Raw genomic sequence first — 24227 nt, forward strand, 5'->3', positions numbered from 1 at the left:
AGGGCACGTCGAAACGTGCCCTTGTGCTATTCATCTCGATTTTAGTTGCGCAGGAGCATATACAAGCGGAACAGGTAAATCAGTAACAGTGCGGAAACCAAGTTACTCAGAGCCGTCAAGACGACGCTGGCAATATTCGGTGTCAGCACGGATAAGTGACTAACTAAGAACAAGACTAACAACTTGGCCGCCAGCCATAACATCATTGCTGGCACAATGACGCGGGCATTAGCAAAAGCCAACTTAGCGCTCAGTTTCAGTGAAGCGAATACCCCTTTCTTTTCGGTAGAGCTGATCACGGGGGCTAATGAAAAAGCGATGGCCATAATGACCCCAGGTACAACAAACAGCGTCAAACCAAGCTGGATTAGCAGGGTGCAAATGAACAACAGCAATAACAGCCGAGGGAGTTCTGGTGCCGCCGCGCCAATAGCCCGCAGCGCGCTGACCGGTTGCCCCTGAGAGACTAAGCGAATCAACGTTAACATTCCGCCAACCAGCAACACATTGCCGACTAATGCCGAAAAGGTGGCGGCTGCCGATACCTTCAACAACACCATTTGCTGCTCAGGTGTCATTTGCTGAATAATATCCTGAATGCCCATCCCTGCGGATGAAGCAAAATCACTTTCCGTTGCGGTCAAAATCTTTAACTGCTCAACATCAGGGCTGAATACCTGATTTAGCAGTACCGAAATGAACGCAGTCAACAGAGCCATCAACAAGATGCTGGTGAGTTGATTACGGAAAAAGTTAAAACTGTCACGGTACAATGTGTTAGCCGTGATAGGCATGCAGACTCCTTGGCGTCAAGAACAGGGATAAATCAGTGGGTAATTGTACCTTGTTCCGGTTCAGTGTGGCACCCCGATAATGACATCGTGCTGATTTCTTCCGTAAATAGGGGCTCGGGTAATAGCAGTGGTACTGGCAGCGGCGGTAGGCCATAGCGTTCACGCGCCCGGTCGCAGGCTTCATTACGGATACCGTTCTCGCCGGATTGGTCAAACTCGCGGCACGGCGAAGGGCGTTCAAGGTAAATAGCACAGGATACCGCTTGGCCAATCTCACCCACCAGCGAGGTACAGCGTGGAGACGTGCTGTTCGTTCCTTGCATACAACGCAGAAATGGGGTCAAAGGTTCAGTAAGGGGCGTAGGCACGAGCCCGCCACCGTCATCGGCTTCAGCCCAATAGAATGATACGCGGAAATAGGCGCAACACGCGCCACAACTGACACAGGGATTGAGAAATTCGCTCATCTTGATTGCCCACCGACTCCTTACGGCCACCAACCAAAACCAACAGGAAGGAAAGAAATTACTGCGTCAACATGATGTTGGCAATTGAAATTTCTTGCTGCGTATCATTTGCGACAAACCGCTTTTTTTGATTCAGATCAATTCTAGATTTATTAGTCTCTTAGGTAACCTTGTTTTTAGTGGGAATTAAATTTTTTATACATAAGATGTGATCTCGATAAGATCACAAATACCCTGTAATAGGTATATTCATCGAGATTATAAACCACACTAATGGAATGGAAAATGAAAAAGACAACTTTGGTGGTAGTGGCAACGATGTTGGCTCCGATGTTGGCAAGTGCGCATCAAGCGGGTGATTTCCTGTTCCGTGCGGGGACAGCAACGGTTCGCCCGACAACAGGTTCGGATGATGTGCTTGGCCAAGGCTCATTCAAAGCAGACAATAATACGCAGCTTGGTCTGACCTTCGGTTACATGGTCACTGACAATATCGGCGTGGAATTACTGGCGGCTACGCCATTCCGTCATAAAGTTTCGCTGAACGGCCAGGCGGTGAGCGGTGATATTGCGACTGCGCATCAATTACCTCCTACCTTGATGGCACAATATTACTTTGGCGATCGGCAGGATAAACTGCGTCCTTATCTGGGCGTGGGCGTTAACTACACCACATTCTTTGATGAAAAATTCAATGATAACGGTAAGGCGATAGGCCTAAGCGATCTGAGCATGAAAGATTCTTGGGGAGTGGCGGCACAGGCGGGGTTAGATTATAACCTGGATGAGCACTGGATGCTGAATATGTCAGTGTGGTGGATGAACATCGAAACCAAAGTACGCTTCAATGATGCTGCCGGTGAGCATCACAGCATTGATACCCGGCTGGATCCGTGGGTGTTTATGTTTGGTGCAGGTTACCGCTTCTAATTTTTTTATGCAATGTGGAGGCGCGGTTCAGCGCCTCCTTCTGACGACTATTTAATGTGTATCACGTTTTCTACCGACTTCACGCCCGCGACGCCACGCGTAACTTGTACTGCACGGTGAGCATCAGCACTGGGGCTGAGGAAGCCACTCAGTTGTACTCGCCCTTTAAAGGTTTCACACTGATTTCGCGAGATTTAATGTTTTTATCCGCTAACAGCGCTGATTTTACCGTGGTAGTCATGGTCACGCTGTCTATATTCTCCCTGTATCTTCAGATTCTGTTGCTGGTGCACACCCACTGATAGCCATGGCTATTATCGTGACGGCAACCATGCCGAGCACTGGAAGGATTTTAAATAGTTTCATAACTTACTCTCCATGCAATGTTATTTGTTGAAACTGCTAACACAATCTATTTTACGCAAAGTTTTTTATTTTGCTATGTAGGTTGCGGCTTTCATTTCGCTGACAAATTTGCCCAGTTGAGCCAGCATTTCAGTCGGTTGCTGTTGGTATTGCTCAATGATTTTGACAATCGCAGAACCGGAGATTGCCCCGGCCGCCCCGGCTTGTAACGCATCACGTACCTGGGAAGGTTCAGAAATACCAAAACCCTGTAGCGATGGAGCGGCATGATACTCCTTCAGCGTATTGACCAGATGATGTAGCGGCAACTGCGCGCGGCTTTCGGTGCCGGTAACGCCGGCGCGTGAGAGCAGGTAAGTGTAGCCACGGCCGTGAGAGGCAATTTCGCGCAGGAGAGCGTCGTTTGCATTCGGTGGACAAATAAAGATTGGCGCAATATTATGGCGCAACGCTGCCGCACGGAAGGGGGCTGACTCCTCAAAAGGCACATCGGCGATTAACACCGAATCCACGCCGACATCCGCGCAGCGTTGATAGAACGTATCAATCCCTTTATGAAACACCAAGTTGGCATACATTAATAAGCCGATTGGAATGTCTTGGTGCTTTTGGCGAATGCTTGCCAGCATATCGAAACATTGACTTGGTGTGACACCCGCGGCAAATGCACGCAGCGCGGCATTCTGAATCGTTGGGCCGTCGGCGAGCGGATCGGAAAAAGGAATACCCAATTCCAGTGCATCAGCGCCGTTTTCAATCAGCGTGTCGATAATCTGCAGTGATAGGGCCGGGTTTGGATCGCCCAGAGTCACGAACGGGACAAAAGCCCCTTCACGTTGGTTTTCCAGACGCTTGAACAATTGCTGGTAACGCTCCATCAGATTTCTCCCCGAGCTTTCAGAATATCGTGGACGGTAAATATGTCTTTGTCGCCACGGCCGGATAGGTTAACGACCAGTATTTGTTCTTTCTGGGGTGTTTCCCGAATCATTTTGAGTGCGTGTGCGAGAGCATGTGATGATTCCAACGCTGGAATAATGCCTTCATGACGTGAAAGTTCTTTAAACGCATCAAGTGCTTCGTTATCGGTAACAGAGACGTACTCCGCGCGGCCAATGCTGTTGAGGTGTGCATGCTGCGGGCCAACGGAAGGGAAGTCCAACCCGGCAGAAATTGAATACGATTCCTCGATTTGCCCTTCAGCGGTTTGCATCATTGGCGCCTTCATGCCGAAATAGATGCCGACGTGTCCGTGTTTCAACGGCGCACCATGCTGGCCGGTTTCGATCCCCAAGCCCGCGGGCTCAACGCCAATCAGACCCACGCTGGTTTCATCGATAAAATCGGCAAACATGCCGATGGCGTTGGAGCCGCCACCAACACAGGCAAGTACCGCATCAGGCAGACGGCCTTCGCGCTCCAGCACCTGCGCTTTGGTTTCCTCGCCGATCATTCGTTGGAACTCACGCACAATCGTCGGGTAAGGATGAGGGCCAGCGGCGGTGCCAAGCATGTAGTGCGCTTGTTCATAGCTGCCGGACCAGTCACGCAGGGCTTCATTGCACGCGTCTTTCAGCGTAGATGAACCACTGTGCACCGGAATTACCTCAGCGCCCATCAAACGCATACGGAAAACATTGGGCGATTGACGCTCTACATCTTTAGCGCCCATGTAAACGCGGCATTTCAACCCCAACAATGCGCTGGCTAATGCTGAGGCGACACCGTGCTGACCGGCACCGGTCTCGGCAATAATTTCTGTCTTGCCCATGCGTTTGGCCAGTAACGCTTGGCCTAAAACCTGATTGGTTTTGTGCGCGCCACCGTGCAATAAGTCTTCACGTTTCAAATACAGTTTGGTTTTTGTACCTGCAGTCAGATTCTGGCATAGCGTCAATGCCGTTGGGCGACCCGCATAATTTTTTAGCAGATCGATAAACTCGGCTTGGAACTCTGGGTCGCGCTGTGCGCTGACGAAAGCGTCCTCTAGTTGGTTTAGAGCCGGCATCAGAATTTGTGGCACATACATACCACCAAACTCACCGAAGTAAGGGTTAAGCAGCGTCATTATGTTTCCCGTTCTATTTGTTTAAATGTATGCATTAGTAAGCGCGTAGGGTTTGAAACACCGCGGCAATACGGTCGGCATCTTTAATCCCCGGAGCGCTTTCAACGCCGGAGTTGAAGTCCAGCCCTGCGCAGCCGAGCTGTGCCGCCTCGATACAGTTGTCGGCGCTTAATCCACCGGCCAGCATCACGTTATCGAGATTCTCGCCAACCAGCGCGTTCCAATCGAAACGTTGACCGGTGCCGCCGGCACCGTTGTCGAGCAGGTAACGGTCAACCTGTTGTAGATCACGCGTCGGCACGCGGTCTTTTACACTTAATGCTTTCCAGATTTGGCATGATGGCGGCAGTTTTGCCCGCAGTGCCGTAATGTAAGCCTGATCTTCGTTGCCGTGCAGTTGCACCGCTTTTAAACCCAGACGCTCGACGGTTTGTACAACCGTGTCTACCTGCGCATCGCAAAATACGCCAACGTATTTTAGTGGCGCGCCAGAAATGACTTCGCGGGCGCGAGCGATATCAACATAGCGCGGAGAGCGGCCAACAAATATCAATCCGCCGTAATTGGCACCCGCTTTATAGGCGGCGGCGGCATCCTGCGCGCGGGTTAACCCGCACACTTTATTGTCACCTAAAAGTACCCGTCGAACCGCGGTGCGGAGATCACTTTCCGACATCAGCGCGCTGCCGATGAGGAAGCCGTTCGCGAAACGGCTCAGTTCACGGATCTGGGCATAGTGATTGATGCCCGATTCACTGATCACGGTGACACCTTGCGGAACGCGAGGAGCCAACGTCCGGGTACGTTCTAGATCGATACTCAGATCGCGTAGGTCGCGGTTGTTAATCCCGATTACCTTGGCTTCTAGCGTTATTGCACGTTGGAGCTCTTCTTCACTGATCACCTCGGTCAGCACGCCCATATTCAGGCTATGGGCAACTGCCGCTAACCGACGGTATTGTTCATCGCTCAGCACGGATAACATCAATAGAATGGCATCGGCGTGATAATGCCGCGCCAGATATATCTGATAAGGGTCGATGATAAAATCTTTGCACAGTACCGGTTGCGTTACGGTTTTGCTCACCAGCGGTAGAAAATCGAAGCTGCCCTGAAAGTATTTTTCATCGGTCAATACCGAAATAGCGGCAGCATAATCCTTATAGATTTCAGCAATCTCGACCGGATTAAAATCGTCGCGAATTAACCCTTTGGAGGGCGACGCCTTTTTGCATTCAAGAATAAAAGCCGTTCTGGTGCCCTGCAGTGCATGATAAAAACTGCGTTCGCTGGGGGCGATGTCATGTTGAAAGCTGGCGAGCGGTTGCTGTTGCTGTCGTGCTGCGACCCATTGCGCTTTATCACGAACAATCTTGTTGAGCACGGTTTCCTGCATCATTTATCCTCTTGCTGCCAGAGCGGTCACTCGCTCATAGGCTTGCCCGCTATGAATCATGTCCAATGCCTGCTGCGCATTATGGCGCAGGTCTTCTTGCCCGAATAACTTCAACAGCAACGCGACGTTAGCGGCGACTGCTGCGGCGTGTGCCGGTGCACCTTTACCTTGTAACAAGCTTGCCAGAATGTCACGATTTTCTTCTGGTGATCCTCCCAACAGTGCGTTAAGCGGATGGGTCTCCAATCCAAATGAGGCTGGTGTCAGGGTATAGCGGGCGATTTCACCGTTATTTAATTCCGCCACCTGGGTTGCAGTGTGAATCGCCACTTCATCCATGCCGCCACCGTGTACCACGGCGGCACGTTGATAGCCTAAGACGCGTAAGGTTTCTGCGATGGGCAGTACCAACTCAGGGCTGTAAACGCCAATCAGCGCCAGTGGTGGCCGCGCTGGATTAATCAGTGGGCCAAGTACATTAAATATGGTGCGAGTTTTCAACTGTTGGCGAACCGGCATTGCATGGCGAAACCCCGTGTGATACTGCGGCGCAAACAGAAAACAGACACCCAGCTCGTCTAATGCGCTACGTGCGGCTTCCGCCGGTAAATCCAGACGAATACCGAAGGCGGCCAGCAAATCGGAGGAACCCGAACGGCTCGAGACACTTCGGTTACCGTGTTTCGCGATTTTGACCCCGCAGGCTGCGGCTACGAAGGCGCTGGCGGTTGATATATTGATACTGTTGGTGCCGTCACCACCGGTACCGACGATGTCGGCAAAAAGGTAATCAGGCCGGGGGAAGGGTTGTGCATCAGCCAATAAGGCCTGCGCTGCCCCCGCTATTTCTGCAGGGCACTCACCGCGAATTTTCATGCTGATCAGCGCCGCAGCCAGTTGGCTGGGTTCCAGTTCGCCGCGTACGATGGCGCTGAATAAGTGTCGGCTTTCTTGCTGATCCATCGACTCTGAGCGATACAGCTTTTCAAGAATAGGTTGCATTAATGTCTCCCCCTTGGTTATTTCGCTAACGCCCAGGCTAGCGTTTGTTCCAGCAAACGTGCGCCCTGAGTAGTCAGAATGGATTCTGGATGGAATTGGAAGCCGCACACTTTGTCCTCATCGTTACGCACTGACATCACCATTTCCCCATAGCGTGCGTTGACCGTGAGTGCGGCGGGTATCTTGCTGCCGACCAGCGAATGGTAGCGAGCAACCGGTAGCGGATTGCTGATGCCGCTAAACATGGCTTCCCCATCATGGATGATGGTAGAGGCTTTGCCATGCAGGATTTCGCCAGCTTGGCCGACGTGGCCGCCGTAAGCCTCAACAATGGCTTGATGGCCGAGGCAAATACCGATAATCGGCAGTTGGCCGCGTAGCCGTTGCAATAATTCCGGCATGCAACCTGCGTCGGCGGGGGTTCCCGGCCCTGGTGAAAGCATCAGCACCGGTTGCTCCAATTGTTGTAACCGCGCGACGATGACATCGGCCGCGATTTGATTACGGTAAATCACCACCTGATGACCGCTGGCGCGCAGTTGATCGACCAAGTTGTAGGTAAAAGAATCGATGTTGTCGAGCAATAAGATATCGGCCATCAGAACATCTCCTTGGCGTGATGGGCAGTGGCGATGGCGCGTAACACCGCCCGCGCTTTGGTACGGGTTTCATCCGCTTCCGATTGTGGCACCGAGTCCAGCACCACTCCCGCCCCCGCCTGAACGGTGGCAATACCGTCTTCAACATAAGCGGAACGAATAACAATACAGGTATCAAGATCGCCCGTGGCGGTGAAGTAACCCACGGCACCGCCATAACTACCGCGGCGTGTGCCCTCGGAAGCCGCGATCAACTGCATCGCACGCACTTTAGGTGCGCCACTCAGGGTGCCCATATTCATGCAGGCTTGGTAAGCGTGTAGTACGTCAAGATCGTTTCGCAGAGTACCCACAACGCGGGAAACCAAATGCATCACGAAGGAGTAGCGATCCACTTTGGTTAAATCAGCGACATAGCGGCTGCCTGCTTCACAAATGCGCGCCAGATCGTTACGCGCCAAGTCGACCAGCATCAGGTGCTCCGCCAACTCTTTATGGTCGGTACGCATTTCCAGCTCAATGCGGCTGTCGAGATCTAAATCCAGCGAACCATCAGTGCGCCGACCGCGCGGGCGCGTACCGGCAATCGGATAAATTTCAATTTGACGGTTGCTGGCGTCGTATTTCAACGCGCTTTCTGGTGAAGCGCCAAACAAAGTGAAATCGTTATCCTGCATGAAGAACATATAAGGGCTCGGGTTGTTGTCCTTCAGCGTTTGGTAGGCCGCCAGCGGCGACGGGCAGGGCAGAGAGAAGCGACGGGATGGCACGACCTGGAAAATTTCACCTTGGCGGATTGCCTGCTGCATTTCATTGACGACTGCGCCGTACTCTTCATCACTTTGGTTACAACTGAGCTGCATGTGTTCTCGCGTTTGATGCGGAATAGCCTGTGGGGGCTGTTTCAACGCTATTTGCAGTTGATCCAAGCGCTGTTGTAAGCGGTGTTGCTCGGCGCTATCGCTGGTAAACACACTGGATTGCAGGCGGGCAACACTATGTTGGTGATCTAGAACCAGCAAGGTTTCAGCCAGATAGAAGCAGAAGTCTGGGCAGCGCTGGTCGTGGCGTAATGCTGGCAGATCTTCAAAACCAGCAACCAAGTCATAGGCAAACAGGCCGCCAAGCAGCATGGCTTCACGCTCGTTTGCCGGGGAGTCAACGACGGTCAATAAGGTACGCAGTGCGTCGAATACTGAAAGCGAACGCAGGCGGGCATCTTCATCTTGAACGGCGTCAATTGATGGGAAAATCAATTCGCGGCCATTTGGGCGTACATTAATTTCTACCGACGATGGCAACGCTTCATCCAGCAGGGGGAGTAGGGCTGCGCCGTTAGCGGTCAGCGCATCCAGACTGACATGACGGCCCAGAGCCGTGATGCGCAGCGCGCTGTCAATAACGAGCAGGCTTTGCAGGTTTTGCTTGCTATTGATTTCCGCAGATTCCAGCAGCAGAGTTGCCGGACGAGCCCCACATAGCTGATGAAAAATACGGGTCGGATCGCCGCGATAGCTGGCCTCGGCTTTGAGCAATGTCAGTTTGGGTTTGTTCATTGTCGGTGGTTCCAGTTAAATAGTGTCCATAAAAAAGCCCGCATGCTGGCGGGCTTAGGGAATCTACAGTGTCAGATGACAGATATGCGATTACGCCGCCCGAAAAGGGGAGGTATGCCACCAACGAAGAAGAGATGTTTGCTTGCTCATTTTTGTGCACTCTCTGGCTATTCATCCAACACATTATTTAACACGGCATTGCCGTGAACTTGTGTACTAGTTAACTGGTTCGCGATAAAAAAGTCAACCTTGTTTTTGAACAATGTTTTCACAATAACAATGAAATTTTTTCATGATGGTGGGCGAGCAGTACAACACTGCAGTTGGCAGAATAGAGTTCCGTCTAACCCTCAATAGACGATATAATAGAAGACCAAGCCATAGCCGGATATCTCTTTTGACAGACAGTAATCCCCCATCCTCCGCATTCACGTTATACGATCTCCATAGCCATACTACCTCGTCTGACGGCCTTCTTACGCCGACTCAACTGGTACAGCGGGCAGTGGAAATGCGTGTGGGCGTATTAGCCATTACCGATCATGACACCACGTCAGGCCTGTCCGAAGCCGCAACAGCCATTGCCAGCTTAGCTTTGCCGCTGCAGTTGGTGGCGGGGGTGGAAATCTCCACGCTGTGGGAAAATCATGAAATTCATATTGTTGGGTTGAATATTGATGCCGTACACCCGTCGATGGTGAGCCTACTGGCGGAACAAACGGAGCGGCGTCATCTACGTGCTCAGGAAATAGGCGTTCGGTTAGCGAAGGCGCGAATAGATGGCGCTTATGAAGGTGCACAACGGCTGGCAAATGGTGGTGCGGTGACGCGTGGGCATTTTGCCCGTTATTTGGTGCAGCGTGGTGTTGCCAGCAATATGGCACAGGTATTCAAAAAATATCTGGCAAAAGGGAAAACCGGCTACGTTCCGCCACAGTGGTGTACAATAGAACAAGCTATTGATGTGATTCATCAATCCGGCGGGCAGGCGGTACTAGCACATCCTGGCCGCTACGATTTGACAGCCAAATGGTTGAAACGCCTGTTGGCACACTTTGCAGAACAGGGCGGAGATGCGATGGAGGTTGCCCAATGCCAGCAAGCGCCGCACGAGCGAGCGCAACTCGCGGGATACGCGCAGGACTTCCATCTGTTGGCGTCGCAAGGCTCAGACTTCCATCAGCCGTGTTCGTGGATTGAGCTCGGACGTAAACTATGGCTACCCGGTGGCGTTGAGCCCGTTTGGCGTGATTGGCCATCAGTACATCCGGCGTGAATGTCATCTGTCATGCATTAAACGTAGGCGGAGTGGTCTGCGCGCACTATTTTAGGAGTGATAAATGAGTCAGCTTTTTTATATTCATCCGGATAACCCGCAGCCGCGATTAATCAATCAGGCCGTGGACGTGTTGCGAAAGGGCGGGGTGATTGTTTATCCGACGGATTCGGGTTATGCGCTGGGCTGTAAACTGGAAGAAAAATCTGCAATGGAGCGTATTTGCCGTATTCGTCAGTTAGATGGCAATCATAATTTTACGTTGATGTGCCGAGATTTATCTGAACTGTCAACCTACGCCTATGTGGACAATACTGCATTTCGTCTGATCAAGAATAATACGCCTGGTCATTACACCTTCATCCTCAAAGCGACGAAAGAGGTGCCTCGCCGTTTGATGAATGATAAACGTAAAACCATTGGCCTGCGTGTACCGTCTAATCCGATTACGCTGGCATTGTTGGCAGCACTCAATGAACCCATGATGTCGACAACGTTGATGTTACCCGGTAATGATTTTGCTGAATCCGATCCAGAGGAAATCAGCGAGCATTTAGGCAAGCAGGTTGATTTGGTCGTTCACGGTGGTTTCCTTGGCCAACAGCCGACCACCGTGGTGGATCTCACTGAAACCTCACCAGTAGTCGTGCGTGAGGGGGCTGGCGATCCGATGCCGTTTCGCTGATTTCAGGAAGGTTTGACTGCATAAATTCTGAAAAAAGTGACTCACGGCGGAAAACGCCGTGAAAAGCGCTATTCTACAATCATAAAACTGATAATGGCAGGATGCGTGGTAATGATAAAACAGGTTTTATTGATAACGGCCTTAATGGCTTCTTCGGTGGCGCACGCGGGTTTTTACTCCGGTAGTGCGTTGCTTTCCGAAAGCGAAGGTTATGTGAAGAATAAAAGTGGTGTAGCGACCGTCGCCGAGGCAGTGAATGGCGGTATGTTTATGGGTTACATCGCTGGTGTTTTTGATACTTATGCAATGCAAGGAAATCGTAATATTTGCCCTAAAGCGGGTCTGAGCGTGGGCTCTGCCTCAGATGCCGTGATGCAGTATCTCAACGAACATCCGGAACAGCTAAATTACTCTGCCCCGTCGGTGATCATGTTGGCGTTGACCGCGACATTCCCGTGTGAACGTCATTAATCCTGGTCAGGTTACTGGCCCACATTACAAAAAGTCTTTATGGCTGAATAAGTAATCAATTATTTTCGCACAACGTAACGTTTGTGCGAAAATATTTAAATTATCGATGGGTTAAATTAATCTCACACAATGAGCTATATAACTTACACCAATTCTATCGTTGTCAATCATAGTCATCTTTTGGTGCACGTAATTATTGGGATTTTATGCTCTTTGACTAAAAGAATATCACCCTTAATTCTATAAAGTGTAAAATTATATTTAAAAGCAGCCGGACTGATCTCGTGCCACAATTTTTTAGGTGTATTGTCGTTCAATTTTCTTATTTCTTTATCGTAAATCATAGTATAATGATCGCTGTGTTTTTCATAGTTAAATATTATATCTCTATCGATTATGTGTTTTTTATCCCCTATCTGTATTTCTCCAAAGCTTGAAATAAGACCCGTTTTTTTATACAGCTTAAGGTTTATTTTTTGTTTTATTGAAAAATCATGTGTATTGATGATAAGATCATAGTTGCATGAAAATAAAACATTCTTTTTTTGATGTTGAATGTAAAAAAATGCGGCTACAAATACGATTAATGCAATAGCCAGACAGATAAATATAATGTTTATTTTTTTCATTTTGTGAAGTTCCTTAAATTTTTACAGGCTGTGTGTTTGCCTTCATTTGTTATGTAACATCCACTAATGAACAGGCGATCGCCGACTTCACCGAGATTACTAAAAAAAATATCGTAGGGTAATTCTTTGCATGACTGCCCAAAATCAGTTTTATTTTTTATCGTATTTATAATTTCATCTTTATTTTGTAAAAATGGTAAATCAAGTGAGTAAATGGAGCATTTATCAATTACGCCGACTGGTGTTATTTCTGTGGTTCTCATTTCAATGTCATTTGTATTTATTAGATGAAGTATTAATGCTAATGAAGCAACGAAGAAAAGTGCTCCTACAAGGTAGCTTGTCTGTTTTCTTTTGTTTGTGACAATTTTTTTTGAATTGCAGGTGTACTATTTTCGAACGTCTCAATGCTACAATTAAATTCAAAGCCAGTTTTAGGAATGGTGGTAATCACTTTTTCTGTCATTCCTAATGCAGAGAATGCCTTACGTATTTCGCTTACGGCAGCATAGAGATTATTATTAGATGGCGTTAACCCAAAGTCTTCCCATACATGTTTCAACATGTACTCTCTGCTAAGGCAGCTGTTAGAGTTTTTTATTAACTCCATAAGCAAGCGCGATCCTTGGTTAGATAAAACCACTGAGTTTTCTTCTTCTTCAAGCAGAGACAGTACTCTGTTGCTTGGTGAGTATTTGATGGTTTTATTAATGATATAGAACATAAGATTCTTCCTAAATCCGCAGGTGAAGGGGCTTTTTATCTCTATTTAATCGGTTAGTCAAATCGTTATGCGTGTGTTCTTTATATAGTCTAAAAATATAAATCTACCAAGTTTTGTTATGAGCTGCTTTTCCATGCTTTGTTATGAAAAAAAATGCTTTTTTTATATAAAAATCTATTTATTTGATTTTTACAGTGATAAATTCCTTTGTTTTTAATTTTTAGGTAACTTTGTGTCGAAGTGATTTTATCCGTGTCAGATAACGCATCATGTGATGGCATGCAGCAATGCTCCATCGGTTGCTGAAGTGCCCCATTGTTGCAGATATCAATAACCATGCTATCTGCAGTGATATTGTGGCACTGAGTAAGGCGGATGCGTGTTATTGAGTGAAAAGTGCTCCCACCAATCAGAGAAATGTATGAGCCACACACTGTGTAAAGCCTGTGGGGGAGAGTGCATCACGAGCATTACAAACAAAATAACATTAAAAAATACGGATAGGCTGAGGATTACTAAAAATACAGTGTTTGTTCGTGGGCTCTTTGGTGCTACTGAGCAGGCACAGTAAAAATGATAATGTGAGTAATATTTATGAATGTAAAATATCATAAAAAAATAGGAGGGTTAATTGCTATTTTACTTTTCCTTAATCCATTGGTGGCTTCAGCCATTATCAAAACGGTTGCTGTGAAAATCACAGTCTTAGCCCCACCTCCTTGTGTGATTAATGATAATAGTCCGATAGTGGTGGACTTTGGTTATGTCAAGACCAATGAGGTTGATGGCCATCACTATCGTATGCCAATAGATTTTCAACTTGTGTGCAATGGGGGCATCAAAAATATGATGAAGTTGCAAATCAATGGCTACAGTACTGAATTTGACAATACGCTTCTTCGAACCAATAAATCCGGCCTCGGAATCAAGTTTCAACAAGGAATGGGAAACTTACCCATAAACAGTTGGCTGAACTTTACTTATCCGAATAAGCCAGAGTTATGGGCTATTCTAGCTAAGCAAGACGATGTGTCTTTAACCAGTGGCGCATTTAGTGCTAGCGCGACGATGCATGTATTATATCAATAATATACATGCTACTAGGTGATGTTTATTATTTATGCGGCTTGGTGGTTTGGTGGTTTGATGGTAATTATATTTCGTTTTTAGTATACGTGTTTTCAAGATAGGAATCAGATGGATGTATAGTGTGTTTATTATTCGAAGTATAATAGCGGCCACCTTTGCACTTAGCGTATTTATGCCGACCACCTCATATGCTTGGTGGGTGACTACGATTGAGAGTGTCGAGTCCAGTATGGATGGGGGTGAAGAAATGGTAACCATTCGAGCTTCGTATGCTTTTGGTCCATATGAAGACTATGACCATGCGAGCTGTAATTTTGGTAAGTACTACCCATGCAGATTTGGACTCTATTTGGCACAAAATTGCCGGGGAGGCCATGGTAGAGGCAAGTGCAAATATATAAATTTAAATCGCTTTGGAAAATATCATTATCATGGATCTGATCAGTGGCTAACGATAATGCAAGGATTGATTGATGTATTGGGGCACAGCGGAACAGTGACCTATAAAAATAAATTATCAAGTGGGTTGCATCCTCCTGATTTATGCCTGACCCTAGGGTTCTATTATAGCGATTATGATACGTTTCATACGGTTCCTGGAGGAAGAGGCTGTACGGACGCCCCTCCTATAAACTTAACCTGCTCGCTTAATGCGCCAACAGACATCGATTTGGGGGTTGCGCCTCAATCAGCGTATGGTGTGTTCAGCGGGCGCAGCATGGGGCAGGTTAGCTGTAATCAAGCAGCCACACTGAGTGTTACTTTGCTTGCTCCCACCAAGTTAGACGAAAAACCCATTGCGTTTAAAATCAATAACCAAACTGTTAAACCGGGGGAAGATACGTTGCTCCGCGTTGAAAAACCACTCGATCTGCTCCTCGATGCGACGGTTGTCGGCCGCTTTGATACGCCGGGGCAATATCAATCAAAGGCCGTATTAGTTTACACCTTTCAATAAACACGAAAAACATGAAGTTGCCCATGTTCGCAACGCTTAGCGGTTAAATTCGCTATACGTATATCGCGACGTCTTTCCGTTTCGGGCGTTGTTGAGGAGAAATATTAGCTCGTAACTCTCACGCGATGAGATAAACGTGTCGCCTTAACTTTTTAGCATCATTGAGCTAAAAATTTGTGTAGAATGTCCGGTCACATTGGTGCGTATAGGTTTTTTCAGACTATAACGCATTAAAAAATGTGTGCAAGATTATAGGGTTATGGCTTCTTGCCGTAACTGATTGAAAGTATAGTGAACGTTGACGTCTGTGAAGGCGACACTCGAGGTTGCTCAATGAGCGAGAAGTTACAGAAAGTCTTAGCGCGTGCCGGCCACGGTTCGCGTCGTGAAATCGAAACCATGATTGAAGCAGGGCGCGTTAGCGTTGACGGCAAAATCGCCAAATTGGGCGATCGTGTCGAGGTGATTCAGGGGATGAAAATCCGCTTGGATGGCCACGTTGTTTCGATTAAAGAGTCTGAAGAGGCGGTGTGCCGGGTTCTGGCCTATTATAAGCCGGAAGGTGAACTTTGTACGCGTAGCGATCCAGAAGGCCGGCCAACCGTATTTGACCGTTTGCCAAAACTACGTGGTTCACGTTGGGTTGCTGTTGGCCGTCTGGATGTCAATACATCCGGTTTGTTGCTGTTTACCACCGATGGTGAATTGGCAAACCGTCTGATGCACCCAAGCCGGGAAGTTGAGCGTGAGTACGCAGTGCGGGTGTTTGGTCAGATTGATGACGATAAAGTCAAGCAACTGAGCCGTGGCGTTCAGTTGGAAGATGGCCCAGCGGCGTTCCGTACCATCAGTTTCCAAGGCGGCGAAGGCCTCAATCAGTGGTATAACGTAACGCTGACCGAAGGCCGTAACCGTGAAGTGCGTCGTTTGTGGGAAGCGGTCGGTGTGCAGGTAAGTCGCTTGATCCGCGTACGTTATGGCGATATCAACCTGCCGAAAGGCATTCCGCGCGGTGGTTGGACAGAGCTGGATCTTCCCGCGATCAATTACCTGCGTGAGTTGGTGGAGCTACAACCGGAAACCGTCAGTAAATTGCCGGTGGAACGTGAGCGTCGCCGCGTTAAAGCGAATCAGATTCGCCGTGCGGTAAAACGTCACAGCCAAGTGACGACGGGCCGCCGCGGTGCGTCAGGTGCTAAGCCAGCCAGCAAGGGCGGCAAGCCAAGCACCCGTAAATAAGCCCCATCAGCAGCCGTGTTAACGCGGCTGCTGTCTCACCAATCAATTCCCTGTTGCGCCTTAATACCTGCATCAAATGCGTGCTTCACTGGACGCATCTCGGTTACGGTATCCGCCAGTTCTAACACATCACGGTGGCAGCCCCGCCCGGTGATAATCACCGTTTGATGAGCTGGGCGCTGTGCCAGCGTCGTCAGCAAGTCTTGCAGATCAAGATAACCGTAACTCACCATATAGGTTAGTTCGTCCAGCACCACCAAATCCAATGCGTGATCGGCCAGCATACGTTTGCCATGTTGCCATACCGCTTGGCAGGCTTCGGTGTCGCTCTGCTTATTTTGTGTTTCCCAAGTAAAACCGGTAGCCATAACTTGGAATTCAACGCCATGCTGTTGCAGCAGGTTCTTCTCACCGTTCGGCCATTCACCTTTGATGAATTGGATAACGCCTGCCTGCATACCGTGGCCAACCGCACGCGTCACCGTACCAAAAGCTGCCGTGGTTTTGCCTTTACCATTACCGGTGAACACCATCAATAAGCCCTTTACATCTTGCGCGGCAGCGATACGGGCATCGACCTGTTCTTTCAGCCGTTGTTGGCGTTGTTGGTGACGATCGTCGGTCATGGGGCATTCTCCTATTCGGCAGCGCCAGGTTTGCGGTTAGGTTGTGCGTCAAAGCTCATACCTGTTTTACGACGGCTATCGTCGCCCATTAAATACAGATACAGCGGCATAATATCAGCCGGGGTTTTCAGTTTGCTCTTGTTTTCATCGGGGAACGCACTTGCCCGCATTTTAGTACGTGTTCCCCCCGGATTGATGCAGTTAACCCGCAAGTTTTGACTTTTATACTCTTCAGCTAAGACTTGCATCATGCCTTCGGTAGCAAATTTTGACACGGCATAAGCGCCCCAATTTGCGCGGCCAGTACGCCCCACGCTTGAAGTAGTAAAGATTAGTGAACCCGCGTTTGATTTTAGCAGCAGCGGTAGCAATGCCTGTGTCAACATGAACGTTGCATTGACGTTAACCTGCATTACCGAGTTCCACATGGTCATTGAAATCTCTGCCATTGGCACGATGTCACCTAACAGCCCGGCGTTATGAAGAACACCGTCAAGGCGGGGCACCTTTTTAGCTAACAGCTCAGCCAACTGTTGGCATTGCTCCGGGGTGGTATGCAACAAATCCAAGGTAAAGGTCAGCGCTGGGGCGCCGCCGAGTTTGGCTATTTCGTCCTGCACGGCCTGTAGCTTGCTTTCGGTGCGACCGAGTAGTATCAACTGTGCGCCGAAACGGGCATAAGTGAGCGCCGCTTCTCGGCCAATGCCGTCACCCGCGCCGGTGACTAAAATGATGCGCCGATCGAGCAGATCGTGTTTTGGGTTGTAATGCACAATAATTCCTCGCGCCGAGATGGCCAATTTTCTATTTGCTTCGCAAAAATCCAGCAATAAGTAGTAGGCCAGAAACAGGAGCTAAGGCTCGACCGTCAGACAGGCCTACAGCGAATGGCGTACATCAATTTGATAAATAATGGGTGTTATATGCCTGAAATGGATCGTGTTTTCAATAAATAGCCGGTCAAAACGGCATTAATGGTAACAAAAACGGAACAATCCCAGCACGATTGCACATTATTCGCGCCATGGGCACTGGTAACGACATTTACTGTGTTTTGTGCACAAGTGAGGTTTGGGTGACTAACCCAACATGGAGTTTCATTTGAACGTCATGATAGCGAATTGTCATTTAGCCGCGACAACAGCCGCATCGGTTAGCTAGAATGAACAAAGTTTTACTAACAACCTGTAAATAAAGGCGGAATCTGTGGAGTTTATATCTATTTACGGCCTGTTTTTGGCTAAGGTTGCCACGGTGGTGATCGCCATCGCTGCACTTGCGTTGCTGGCGGTCAGTTTAGGGCAACGTAAAAGCCAACAAAAAGGGGAACTGCAACTGACCGATTTGGGTGAGCAGTATCGTGAAATGCAGCGTGACATGCGCTTGGCCCGCATGGGAGAGGCAGAGCAAAAAATTTGGAGTAAACAATTCAAGAAGCAGACTAAAGCGGATGAAAAGCGCCAGAAGCAGCGTGCCAAATCCGGCGCGGCACAAATGACCAAGCCGTGCCTGTATGTTTTAGACTTCAAAGGCAGCATGGATGCGCATGAGGTGACCGCGTTGCGTGAGGAAATCTCGGCGGTGCTGGCAGCGGCTACGGCGGAAGATGAAGTGTTGCTACGCCTAGAAAGTCCCGGCGGCGTAGTACACGGCTATGGCCTGGCTGCGTCACAATTAGAGCGTTTGCGTAAAAGTGGCATTCGTCTGACGGTGGCGGTAGACAAAGTGGCTGCCAGCGGGGGATATATGATGGCCTGTGTGGCTGACCGTATTGTCGCCGCTCCGTTTGCGATTATCGGTTCTATCGGCGTGGTCGCGCAAATCCCTAACTTCCATCGTTTGTTAAAAAAGAATGATATTGATATGGAATTGCATACGGCAGGGCAGTTCAAACGTACGTTGACACTGTTCGGTGAGAATACTGAGCAAGGGCGCGAAAAATTCCGGGAAGATCTTAACGAAACGCACGAATTATTCAAGCAGTTCGTCTACCAGCAACGTCCTTCACTGGATATTGAAAGTGTCGCGACAGGCGAACATTGGTTCGGTACGCAAGCCAAAGAAAAAGGCTTAATTGATGAGGTTGGTACCAGTGATGATGTGGTGATCGCCGGGATGGAAAGCCATGAAGTGGTCGGTGTACGTTATACCCAACGTAAACGTCTGATCGATCGTTTTACCGGCAGTGTGGCGGAAAGCGCCGATCGTCTGCTATTACGCTGGTGGCAACGCGGAGAAAAACCGCTGTTGTGAGCCCCAAACGGCGGGTGCTGTTCAGGTAGCATTATTTTGTCAGATATTCGGGGAGGGGGCTGGTGAGCCATGCGTCAAATGTGAAAATACGGCGAACCAACCGTGTCAGGGGGGAGTTCCCCTGACAACCTGGCCTGTCTTTCACGTACCAGCGCGATGGGCAATTTCTTGCTCAGCTTACCCGATTTATTTACGCTAAGATCCGGCGTTAAAGCCGTCCAGATTTAACTGAGCGGCTTTAGGTATTAATCGACTAAATGGTATTTTTCAGACAACACATGTGCCAAGTGTTTAAACATATTAAACACCGCAGTTGTTTTAGCGGTCGGCAATCCTTCAGCATCTAAAAAAAATTCACCACGGAAAACTAAAACCCCACTCTTTTGTTCAACGTCGGTGGCAATCATGCCGTGAAGATAATCGTCGTGTTGGCGAATGATATTATTAGCTTCCTCAAGCAGCGCTTGACGGGTGATGGGGGATGTATTACTGCGCATTTATTACTCTCCACAAAATCGTGTTTGCATTCTAACGCGTGTTCGCTTTTATCCGCAAATTAGCTAAGGTTTTTTTACCTTCATGGCGGCTAGGTGTTAGCCGCAGTTGGCGAAATCATGCTTTCCGTGCTAATTAGGTTGCGTGGCGTTATTTATCAGGTAGAGTGTGGGATTTTGCGGCGCTAGGTGGAAGATTTTGTTTACGCCGTCAATGGAGTAACGCGTTTCTCTAAGCGCGTAGTCTGCATTAAACGTTTGCATAATTAACGAGTTGCGTTTGCGTTGTACAGTTAAGCAGCCAACAGAAAAAAATCTGTTGATCTCTAGCCAGACTGCCGCAATATAAAAAAGAGACATGAAATGCTGCGGTACAACGCGCTAAAAGACTTCTTTTTAGAAGAAATAAATTAGGTAAAGGTAAATATGGGTAAAGCTCTCGTAATAGTTGAGTCCCCGGCAAAAGCCAAAACTATTAATAAATATTTGGGAAGTGACTACGTGGTGAAGTCCAGCGTCGGTCATATCCGTGATTTGCCGACCAGTGGCTCAGCCAGCAAAAAGAGCGCTGACTCAACCGAAGACAAAGCCAAGAAAAAAGTTAAGAAAGATGCAACGACGGCGCTGGTTAATCGAATGGGCGTCGATCCTTATCATGGTTGGAAAGCGCATTATGAAATCCTGCCAGGTAAAGAAAAAGTTGTCGCCGAGTTAAAATCGTTAGCGGAAAATGCTGACCATATTTATCTCGCAACGGACTTGGACCGCGAAGGGGAAGCCATAGCTTGGCACCTGCGGGAAGTGATCGGCGGTGACGATGCGCGCTTTAGTCGCGTGGTGTTTAACGAAATCACCAAAAATGCGATTCAACAGGCATTTAAGGCGCCTGGCGAACTGAATATCGACCGGGTGAATGCTCAACAGGCGCGTCGTTTTATGGACCGCGTGGTGGGCTATATGGTCTCGCCATTGCTGTGGAAGAAAATTGCGCGCGGTCTTTCCGCAGGGCGTGTTCAGTCCGTTGCGGTACGGCTGGTGGTGGAGCGTGAGCGCGACATCAAAGCCTTTGTGCCGGAAGAGTATTGGCAACTACACGCCGATCTGCTGGCAGCGAATGAAACCGCGCTGCAGATGGAAGTGACCCATGCGCACGGCAAACCCTTCAAACCGGTTAATCGTGAACAAACGCATGCGGCGGTGGCATTACTCGAGAAAGCCCGTTATACGGTGCTCGATCGTGAAGACAAACCGACCAGTAGTAAGCCAGGTGCGCCGTTTATTACCTCTACGCTGCAACAGGCGGCCAGTACGCGTCTGAGCTTTGGGGTGAAGAAAACCATGATGATGGCACAGCGCTTGTATGAAGCGGGCCACATCACGTACATGCGTACCGATTCCACCAATTTGAGCCAAGACGCCCTGAATATGGTGCGCGGTTATATTGGTGATAACTTCGGCGACAAGTATTTGCCGGAAGCGGCTAACCATTACAGCAGTAAAGATAACTCGCAGGAAGCGCACGAAGGGATTCGTCCTTCAGATGTGAACGTGGTGGCTGAGCAGTTGAAAGATATGGAAGCCGATGCGCAAAAGCTGTATCAACTGATCTGGCGCCAGTTTGTCGCCTGTCAAATGATGCCGGCGCAATATGATTCCACGACATTGACCGTTAAAGCGGGTGATTATCAACTGCGTGCTAAAGGGCGTACCCTGCGCTTTGACGGCTGGACCAAGGTGATGCCTGCGCTACGCAAAGGCGATGAAGATCGTACATTACCGTTTGTGGAAATCGGTAGTGAACTGGATCTGCAACAGTTGCTGCCAAGCCAGCACTTCACTAAGCCACCGGCGCGTTATAGTGAAGCGTCGTTGGTAAAAGAGTTAGAAAAACGCGGCATCGGTCGTCCTTCAACCTATGCGTCGATCATATCCACCATTCAGGATCGTGGTTATGTGCGGGTGGAAAGCCGCCGTTTCTATGCTGAAAAAATGGGGGAAATCGTCACTGACCGTCTGGAAGAGAATTTCCGTGAGCTGATGAATTACGACTTCACCGCGCGCATGGAAAATGGCTTGGATCAGGTAGCGAACAACCAGGCTGAATGGAAGGCGGTATTAGACGAATTCTTTGCTGAATTCAGTGAACAACTTGAAACAGCAGAAAAAGATCCGGAAGACGGCGGGATGCGCCCGAACCAGATGGTGATGACCAGCATTGATTGCCCGACGTGCGGTCGTCAAATGGGAATTCGTACTGCCAGCACGGGCGTGTTCCTCGGTTGTTCTGGTTATGCATTACCGCCGAAAGAGCGCTGCAAAACCACCATAAATCTGGTGCCTGAAGAGGAAGTGCTCAACATCCTCGAAGGGGACGACGCGGAAACCAATGCGTTGCGTGCTCGCCGCCGCTGCCAAAAATGTGGCACAGCGATGGACAGTTACTTAATCGATAATCAACGTAAGTTGCATGTGTGCGGTAATAACCCTGCCTGTGACGGTTATGATATCGAGGAAGGTGAGTTCCGGCTGAAAGGCTATGATGGCCCGGTAGTGGAGTGTGATAAGTGTGGTTCTGAAATGCACCTGAAGATGGGGCGTTTCGGTAAATACATGGGTTGCACCAACGAGAATTGTAAAAACACCCGCAAAATCCTGCGTAATGGCGACGTTGCTCCACCGAAGGAAGATCCGGTTCCGTTGCCAGAGTTGCCGTGTGAGAAATCTGACGCCTACTTTGTGCTGCGCGATGGTGCCGCTGGCGTGTTCCTGGCGGCCAATACGTTCCCTAAATCGCGCGAAACCCGAGCGCCATTAGTGGAAGAGTTGTACCGCTTTAAGGATCGCCTGCCAGAAAAACTGCGCTATTTAGCCGATGCGCCAGTGGCCGATCCGGAAGGTAATAAAACGCTGGTGCGTTTTAGCCGTAAAACTAAGCAGCAATATGTTTCGTCAGAAAAAGACGGTAAAGCGACCGGTTGGACGGCTTTCTTCATTGATGGTAAGTGGGTCGAAGCTAAAAAATAGCCGGTATCGTTAAGGTGATGAAATTGAAAAACCAGCCACATAGTCTGGTTCCAGACTGCTGATAAAGCCCATTATTAGGGAAAGCGTGGCGGTGGGGTCGTAGTGGCGTAAGCCACCGGAGTGTCCCTCGCTACGCTAGGCCCGGGTATCTCGGGACATCAGGCGACTTCGTCATTAAGCTCAAACCAGCCACATAGGCTGGTTTTTTTATGCCCGGTGCGGGCAACGCGGGATAAAATCATGGAATTTTGTGTTATGCCGCGAGCAACGTTGATAGTCGTACGAAATAATCGTTATCATACTGTGACGGGGATCTATACTTGAAGTTGTAGCGTGATATAGTGGTTATATAAAATTATTTTTTATAGTTAAAAATTATTAGCAACAGCGTATTCTTCTGCATCTGGGTGAACATTGTGTCTATAGCTCGTTAATCTCTTAGCATTTCGGGCGTCACCGATATACCTGATTGCGGCCAGATCGCAGTGTTTAACCTAGGACGGTATAAGATATGAAATTGCAGCAGCTTCGTTACATCGTGGAAGTGGTTAATCACAATCTGAATGTGTCATCGACGGCGGAGGGGCTTTATACCTCTCAACCCGGTATCAGCAAACAGGTGCGAATGTTGGAAGATGAATTAGGTATCCAGATTTTTGCACGCAGCGGTAAGCACCTGACACAGGTAACGCCAGCGGGTCAAGAGATCATCCGTATCGCTCGCGAAGTGCTTTCCAAAGTTGATGCAATTAAAGCCGTGGCCGGTGAACATACTTATCCTGACAAGGGCACGCTGTACGTGGCGACCACGCATACGCAAGCGCGTTACGCCTTGCCAAACGTCATTAAAGGTTTTATTGACCGTTATCCGCGCGTGTCGCTGCACATGCATCAGGGCTCGCCAACGCAGATTGCCGAAGCCGTTGCTAAAGGCAACGCCGATTTTGCCATTGCCACTGAAGCGCTGCATCTTTACGATGATTTGATTATGCTGCCGTGCTACCACTGGAATCGCGCAGTGGTAGTGAAACCCGATCATCCTTTAGCAGGAAAGAGCCATATCACCATTGAAGAGTTGGCCGAGTACCCAATAGTGACTTACACTTTCGGTTTCACTGGCCGCTCCGAGCTAGATACGGCGTTTAACCGTGCAGGCTTGACGCCGCATATCGTCTTTACCGCGACGGATGCCGATGTCATCAAAACCTACGTGCGTTTAGGACTGGGTGTTGGGGTGATTGCCAGCATGGCAGTTGATCCGCTCCAAGATCCCGATTTAGTGACCGTCAATGCGCGAGATATTTTCACCCATAGCACCACGAAAATCGGTTTTCGCCGTAGCACTTTCTTACGAAGCTACATGTATGATTTCATCCAGCGTTTTGCGCCACATTTGACGCGTGATGTCGTCGATACCGCCGTTGCACTGCGCTCGAATGAAGACATCGAAGCGATGTTCAAGGACATTTCGCTGCCGGAAAAATAAGTCCTCTATCCTTAGGGGCGTACGCGCCCCTGAAGACAATACCACTGTTGCCGAAACAACCGTACCTACCTCACTGATTTGGCTTCCTTATTCCC

At 49.0% G+C, this 24227-nt stretch carries 24 protein-coding genes, 1 pseudogene and 1 other annotated feature; of the genes and pseudogenes, 10 read left to right on the forward strand and 15 right to left on the reverse strand.

Annotation, left to right across the window (positions count from 1 at the left end; all coding sequences use genetic code 11):
* Nucleotides 1-41: 41 nt before the first annotated feature.
* Complete coding sequence (locus ACQKDS_RS11080) at nucleotides 42-794, reverse strand: YciC family protein (protein WP_399670025.1); 753 nt, start codon at nucleotides 792-794, stop codon at nucleotides 42-44.
* Nucleotides 795-826: 32 nt separating this feature from the next.
* Nucleotides 827-1261, reverse strand: coding sequence for a YkgJ family cysteine cluster protein (locus ACQKDS_RS11085; protein WP_399670028.1), 435 nt, complete (start codon nucleotides 1259-1261; stop codon nucleotides 827-829).
* A 285-nt stretch (nucleotides 1262-1546) separates the two neighbouring features.
* Here ACQKDS_RS11085 and ompW point away from each other — a divergent pair, with 285 nt between their 5' ends.
* Entirely contained in the window at nucleotides 1547-2191 is a 645-nt protein-coding gene (gene ompW / locus ACQKDS_RS11090; RefSeq protein WP_399670031.1) for an outer membrane protein OmpW, read from the forward strand.
* 47 nt (nucleotides 2192-2238) lie between these two features.
* Here ompW and ACQKDS_RS11095 read toward each other — a convergent pair.
* The 7 genes and pseudogenes from ACQKDS_RS11095 to ACQKDS_RS11125 all read right to left on the reverse strand — a co-directional run bounded on the left by ACQKDS_RS11095 (nucleotide 2239) and on the right by ACQKDS_RS11125 (nucleotide 9178).
* Nucleotides 2239-2557, reverse strand: a pseudogene (locus ACQKDS_RS11095) (BON domain-containing protein).
* Between the two features lie 65 nt (nucleotides 2558-2622).
* Nucleotides 2623-3435 (reverse strand): tryptophan synthase subunit alpha, encoded by an 813-nt coding sequence (gene trpA, locus ACQKDS_RS11100; RefSeq protein WP_399670034.1) that lies wholly within the window; start codon nucleotides 3433-3435, stop codon nucleotides 2623-2625.
* Nucleotides 3435-4628: a tryptophan synthase subunit beta gene (trpB, locus tag ACQKDS_RS11105; protein ID WP_399670283.1), complete on the reverse strand. Its 1194-nt coding sequence runs from the start codon at nucleotides 4626-4628 to the stop codon at nucleotides 3435-3437. The genes trpA and trpB overlap by 1 nt, the downstream gene beginning before the upstream one ends.
* Before the next feature lie 31 nt (nucleotides 4629-4659).
* A complete protein-coding gene (trpCF, locus tag ACQKDS_RS11110) occupies nucleotides 4660-6021 on the reverse strand; it encodes a bifunctional indole-3-glycerol-phosphate synthase TrpC/phosphoribosylanthranilate isomerase TrpF (protein ID WP_399670286.1) in 1362 nt (453 codons plus the stop codon).
* A 3-nt stretch (nucleotides 6022-6024) separates the two neighbouring features.
* Complete coding sequence (gene trpD / locus ACQKDS_RS11115) at nucleotides 6025-7023, reverse strand: anthranilate phosphoribosyltransferase (protein WP_399670037.1); 999 nt, start codon at nucleotides 7021-7023, stop codon at nucleotides 6025-6027.
* A 17-nt stretch (nucleotides 7024-7040) separates the two neighbouring features.
* Entirely contained in the window at nucleotides 7041-7622 is a 582-nt protein-coding gene (locus tag ACQKDS_RS11120; protein ID WP_399670040.1) for a glutamine amidotransferase-related protein, read from the reverse strand.
* Complete coding sequence (locus ACQKDS_RS11125; protein WP_399670044.1) at nucleotides 7622-9178, reverse strand: anthranilate synthase component 1; 1557 nt, start codon at nucleotides 9176-9178, stop codon at nucleotides 7622-7624. The genes ACQKDS_RS11120 and ACQKDS_RS11125 overlap by 1 nt, the downstream gene beginning before the upstream one ends.
* 28 nt (nucleotides 9179-9206) lie before the next feature.
* Nucleotides 9207-9307 (reverse strand) — a sequence feature (Trp leader region).
* Nucleotides 9308-9575: 268 nt separating this feature from the next.
* On the opposite strand from ACQKDS_RS11125, the gene rnm reads away from it, so the two are divergent.
* The 3 genes from rnm (at nucleotide 9576) to ACQKDS_RS11140 (ending at nucleotide 11610) form a co-directional block, all read left to right on the forward strand.
* Nucleotides 9576-10454 (forward strand): RNase RNM, encoded by an 879-nt coding sequence (rnm, locus tag ACQKDS_RS11130; RefSeq protein ID WP_399670047.1) that lies wholly within the window; start codon nucleotides 9576-9578, stop codon nucleotides 10452-10454.
* A gap of 64 nt (nucleotides 10455-10518) precedes the next feature.
* Nucleotides 10519-11139 (forward strand): L-threonylcarbamoyladenylate synthase, encoded by a 621-nt coding sequence (locus ACQKDS_RS11135; protein ID WP_399670050.1) that lies wholly within the window; start codon nucleotides 10519-10521, stop codon nucleotides 11137-11139.
* A 111-nt stretch (nucleotides 11140-11250) separates the two neighbouring features.
* Nucleotides 11251-11610 carry a Rap1a/Tai family immunity protein gene (locus tag ACQKDS_RS11140; protein ID WP_399670053.1) on the forward strand — a complete coding sequence of 120 codons (360 nt, stop codon included), beginning with the start codon at nucleotides 11251-11253 and terminating at the stop codon, nucleotides 11608-11610.
* 173 nt (nucleotides 11611-11783) lie between these two features.
* On the opposite strand, the gene ACQKDS_RS11145 is transcribed toward ACQKDS_RS11140, so the two are convergent.
* The 3 genes from ACQKDS_RS11145 to ACQKDS_RS11155 all read right to left on the reverse strand — a co-directional run bounded on the left by ACQKDS_RS11145 (nucleotide 11784) and on the right by ACQKDS_RS11155 (nucleotide 12963).
* Nucleotides 11784-12239 carry a hypothetical protein gene (locus tag ACQKDS_RS11145; RefSeq protein WP_399670056.1) on the reverse strand — a complete coding sequence of 152 codons (456 nt, stop codon included), beginning with the start codon at nucleotides 12237-12239 and terminating at the stop codon, nucleotides 11784-11786.
* Complete coding sequence (locus ACQKDS_RS11150) at nucleotides 12236-12502, reverse strand: hypothetical protein (protein WP_399670059.1); 267 nt, start codon at nucleotides 12500-12502, stop codon at nucleotides 12236-12238. Before ACQKDS_RS11150 ends, ACQKDS_RS11145 begins: the two co-directional genes overlap by 4 nt.
* 65 nt (nucleotides 12503-12567) lie before the next feature.
* Entirely contained in the window at nucleotides 12568-12963 is a 396-nt protein-coding gene (locus ACQKDS_RS11155) for a transcriptional regulator (RefSeq protein WP_399670062.1), read from the reverse strand.
* 594 nt (nucleotides 12964-13557) lie between these two features.
* Here ACQKDS_RS11155 and ACQKDS_RS11160 point away from each other — a divergent pair.
* The 3 genes from ACQKDS_RS11160 to rluB all read left to right on the forward strand — a co-directional run bounded on the left by ACQKDS_RS11160 (nucleotide 13558) and on the right by rluB (nucleotide 16249).
* On the forward strand, nucleotides 13558-14052 hold the full coding sequence (locus tag ACQKDS_RS11160) for a fimbrial protein (protein WP_399670065.1): 495 nt from the start codon (nucleotides 13558-13560) through the stop codon (nucleotides 14050-14052).
* 121 nt (nucleotides 14053-14173) lie between these two features.
* Nucleotides 14174-15010 (forward strand): hypothetical protein, encoded by an 837-nt coding sequence (locus ACQKDS_RS11165; RefSeq protein ID WP_399670068.1) that lies wholly within the window; start codon nucleotides 14174-14176, stop codon nucleotides 15008-15010.
* A gap of 333 nt (nucleotides 15011-15343) precedes the next feature.
* Nucleotides 15344-16249: a 23S rRNA pseudouridine(2605) synthase RluB gene (gene rluB / locus ACQKDS_RS11170; protein ID WP_399670071.1), complete on the forward strand. Its 906-nt coding sequence runs from the start codon at nucleotides 15344-15346 to the stop codon at nucleotides 16247-16249.
* Nucleotides 16250-16284: 35 nt separating this feature from the next.
* On the opposite strand, the gene cobO is transcribed toward rluB, so the two are convergent.
* Together cobO and ACQKDS_RS11180 are read right to left on the reverse strand one after the other, a co-directional pair.
* Nucleotides 16285-16875 (reverse strand): cob(I)yrinic acid a,c-diamide adenosyltransferase, encoded by a 591-nt coding sequence (cobO, locus tag ACQKDS_RS11175; protein ID WP_399670074.1) that lies wholly within the window; start codon nucleotides 16873-16875, stop codon nucleotides 16285-16287.
* An 11-nt stretch (nucleotides 16876-16886) separates the two neighbouring features.
* Nucleotides 16887-17648, reverse strand: coding sequence for a YciK family oxidoreductase (locus ACQKDS_RS11180; RefSeq protein WP_399670077.1), 762 nt, complete (start codon nucleotides 17646-17648; stop codon nucleotides 16887-16889).
* Between the two features lie 433 nt (nucleotides 17649-18081).
* On the opposite strand from ACQKDS_RS11180, the gene sohB reads away from it, so the two are divergent.
* Nucleotides 18082-19128, forward strand: coding sequence for a protease SohB (gene sohB / locus ACQKDS_RS11185; RefSeq protein ID WP_399670081.1), 1047 nt, complete (start codon nucleotides 18082-18084; stop codon nucleotides 19126-19128).
* Nucleotides 19129-19373: 245 nt separating this feature from the next.
* On the opposite strand, the gene ACQKDS_RS11190 is transcribed toward sohB, so the two are convergent.
* The gene (locus ACQKDS_RS11190; RefSeq protein ID WP_399670084.1) at nucleotides 19374-19625 is read right to left on the reverse strand and encodes a YciN family protein; all 252 of its coding nucleotides are present in this window, start codon (nucleotides 19623-19625) and stop codon (nucleotides 19374-19376) included.
* Nucleotides 19626-20048: 423 nt separating this feature from the next.
* Here ACQKDS_RS11190 and topA point away from each other — a divergent pair, with 423 nt between their 5' ends.
* Nucleotides 20049-22646, forward strand: a complete 2598-nt coding sequence (gene topA / locus ACQKDS_RS11195; RefSeq protein WP_399670087.1) for a type I DNA topoisomerase — start codon at nucleotides 20049-20051, stop codon at nucleotides 22644-22646.
* 511 nt (nucleotides 22647-23157) lie between these two features.
* Nucleotides 23158-24132 (forward strand): HTH-type transcriptional regulator CysB, encoded by a 975-nt coding sequence (gene cysB / locus ACQKDS_RS11200; protein WP_399670090.1) that lies wholly within the window; start codon nucleotides 23158-23160, stop codon nucleotides 24130-24132.
* Nucleotides 24133-24227 lie beyond the last annotated feature (95 nt).

The organism is Serratia sp. NPDC078593, from assembly GCF_050268245.1.
Classification (GTDB): Bacteria; Pseudomonadota; Gammaproteobacteria; order Enterobacterales; family Enterobacteriaceae; genus JBNNGK01.

What these genes read in the sequence shown, in the direction of transcription:
- ACQKDS_RS11080 (WP_399670025.1), bottom strand. Translation starts at nt 794, where the DNA reads ATGCCTATCACGGCTAACACATTGTACCGTGACAGTTTTAACTTTTTC.
- ACQKDS_RS11085 (WP_399670028.1), bottom strand. Translation starts at nt 1,261, where the DNA reads ATGAGCGAATTTCTCAATCCCTGTGTCAGTTGTGGCGCGTGTTGCGCC.
- ompW (WP_399670031.1), top strand. Translation starts at nt 1,547, where the DNA reads ATGAAAAAGACAACTTTGGTGGTAGTGGCAACGATGTTGGCTCCGATG.
- trpA (WP_399670034.1), bottom strand. Translation starts at nt 3,435, where the DNA reads ATGGAGCGTTACCAGCAATTGTTCAAGCGTCTGGAAAACCAACGTGAA.
- trpCF (WP_399670286.1), bottom strand. Translation starts at nt 6,021, where the DNA reads ATGCAGGAAACCGTGCTCAACAAGATTGTTCGTGATAAAGCGCAATGG.
- trpD (WP_399670037.1), bottom strand. Translation starts at nt 7,023, where the DNA reads ATGCAACCTATTCTTGAAAAGCTGTATCGCTCAGAGTCGATGGATCAG.
- ACQKDS_RS11120 (WP_399670040.1), bottom strand. Translation starts at nt 7,622, where the DNA reads ATGGCCGATATCTTATTGCTCGACAACATCGATTCTTTTACCTACAAC.
- ACQKDS_RS11125 (WP_399670044.1), bottom strand. Translation starts at nt 9,178, where the DNA reads ATGAACAAACCCAAACTGACATTGCTCAAAGCCGAGGCCAGCTATCGC.
- ACQKDS_RS11135 (WP_399670050.1), top strand. Translation starts at nt 10,519, where the DNA reads ATGAGTCAGCTTTTTTATATTCATCCGGATAACCCGCAGCCGCGATTA.
- ACQKDS_RS11140 (WP_399670053.1), top strand. Translation starts at nt 11,251, where the DNA reads ATGATAAAACAGGTTTTATTGATAACGGCCTTAATGGCTTCTTCGGTG.
- ACQKDS_RS11145 (WP_399670056.1), bottom strand. Translation starts at nt 12,239, where the DNA reads ATGAAAAAAATAAACATTATATTTATCTGTCTGGCTATTGCATTAATC.
- ACQKDS_RS11150 (WP_399670059.1), bottom strand. Translation starts at nt 12,502, where the DNA reads ATGAGAACCACAGAAATAACACCAGTCGGCGTAATTGATAAATGCTCC.
- ACQKDS_RS11155 (WP_399670062.1), bottom strand. Translation starts at nt 12,963, where the DNA reads ATGTTCTATATCATTAATAAAACCATCAAATACTCACCAAGCAACAGA.
- ACQKDS_RS11160 (WP_399670065.1), top strand. Translation starts at nt 13,558, where the DNA reads ATGAATGTAAAATATCATAAAAAAATAGGAGGGTTAATTGCTATTTTA.
- rluB (WP_399670071.1), top strand. Translation starts at nt 15,344, where the DNA reads ATGAGCGAGAAGTTACAGAAAGTCTTAGCGCGTGCCGGCCACGGTTCG.
- cobO (WP_399670074.1), bottom strand. Translation starts at nt 16,875, where the DNA reads ATGACCGACGATCGTCACCAACAACGCCAACAACGGCTGAAAGAACAG.
- ACQKDS_RS11190 (WP_399670084.1), bottom strand. Translation starts at nt 19,625, where the DNA reads ATGCGCAGTAATACATCCCCCATCACCCGTCAAGCGCTGCTTGAGGAA.
- topA (WP_399670087.1), top strand. Translation starts at nt 20,049, where the DNA reads ATGGGTAAAGCTCTCGTAATAGTTGAGTCCCCGGCAAAAGCCAAAACT.
- cysB (WP_399670090.1), top strand. Translation starts at nt 23,158, where the DNA reads ATGAAATTGCAGCAGCTTCGTTACATCGTGGAAGTGGTTAATCACAAT.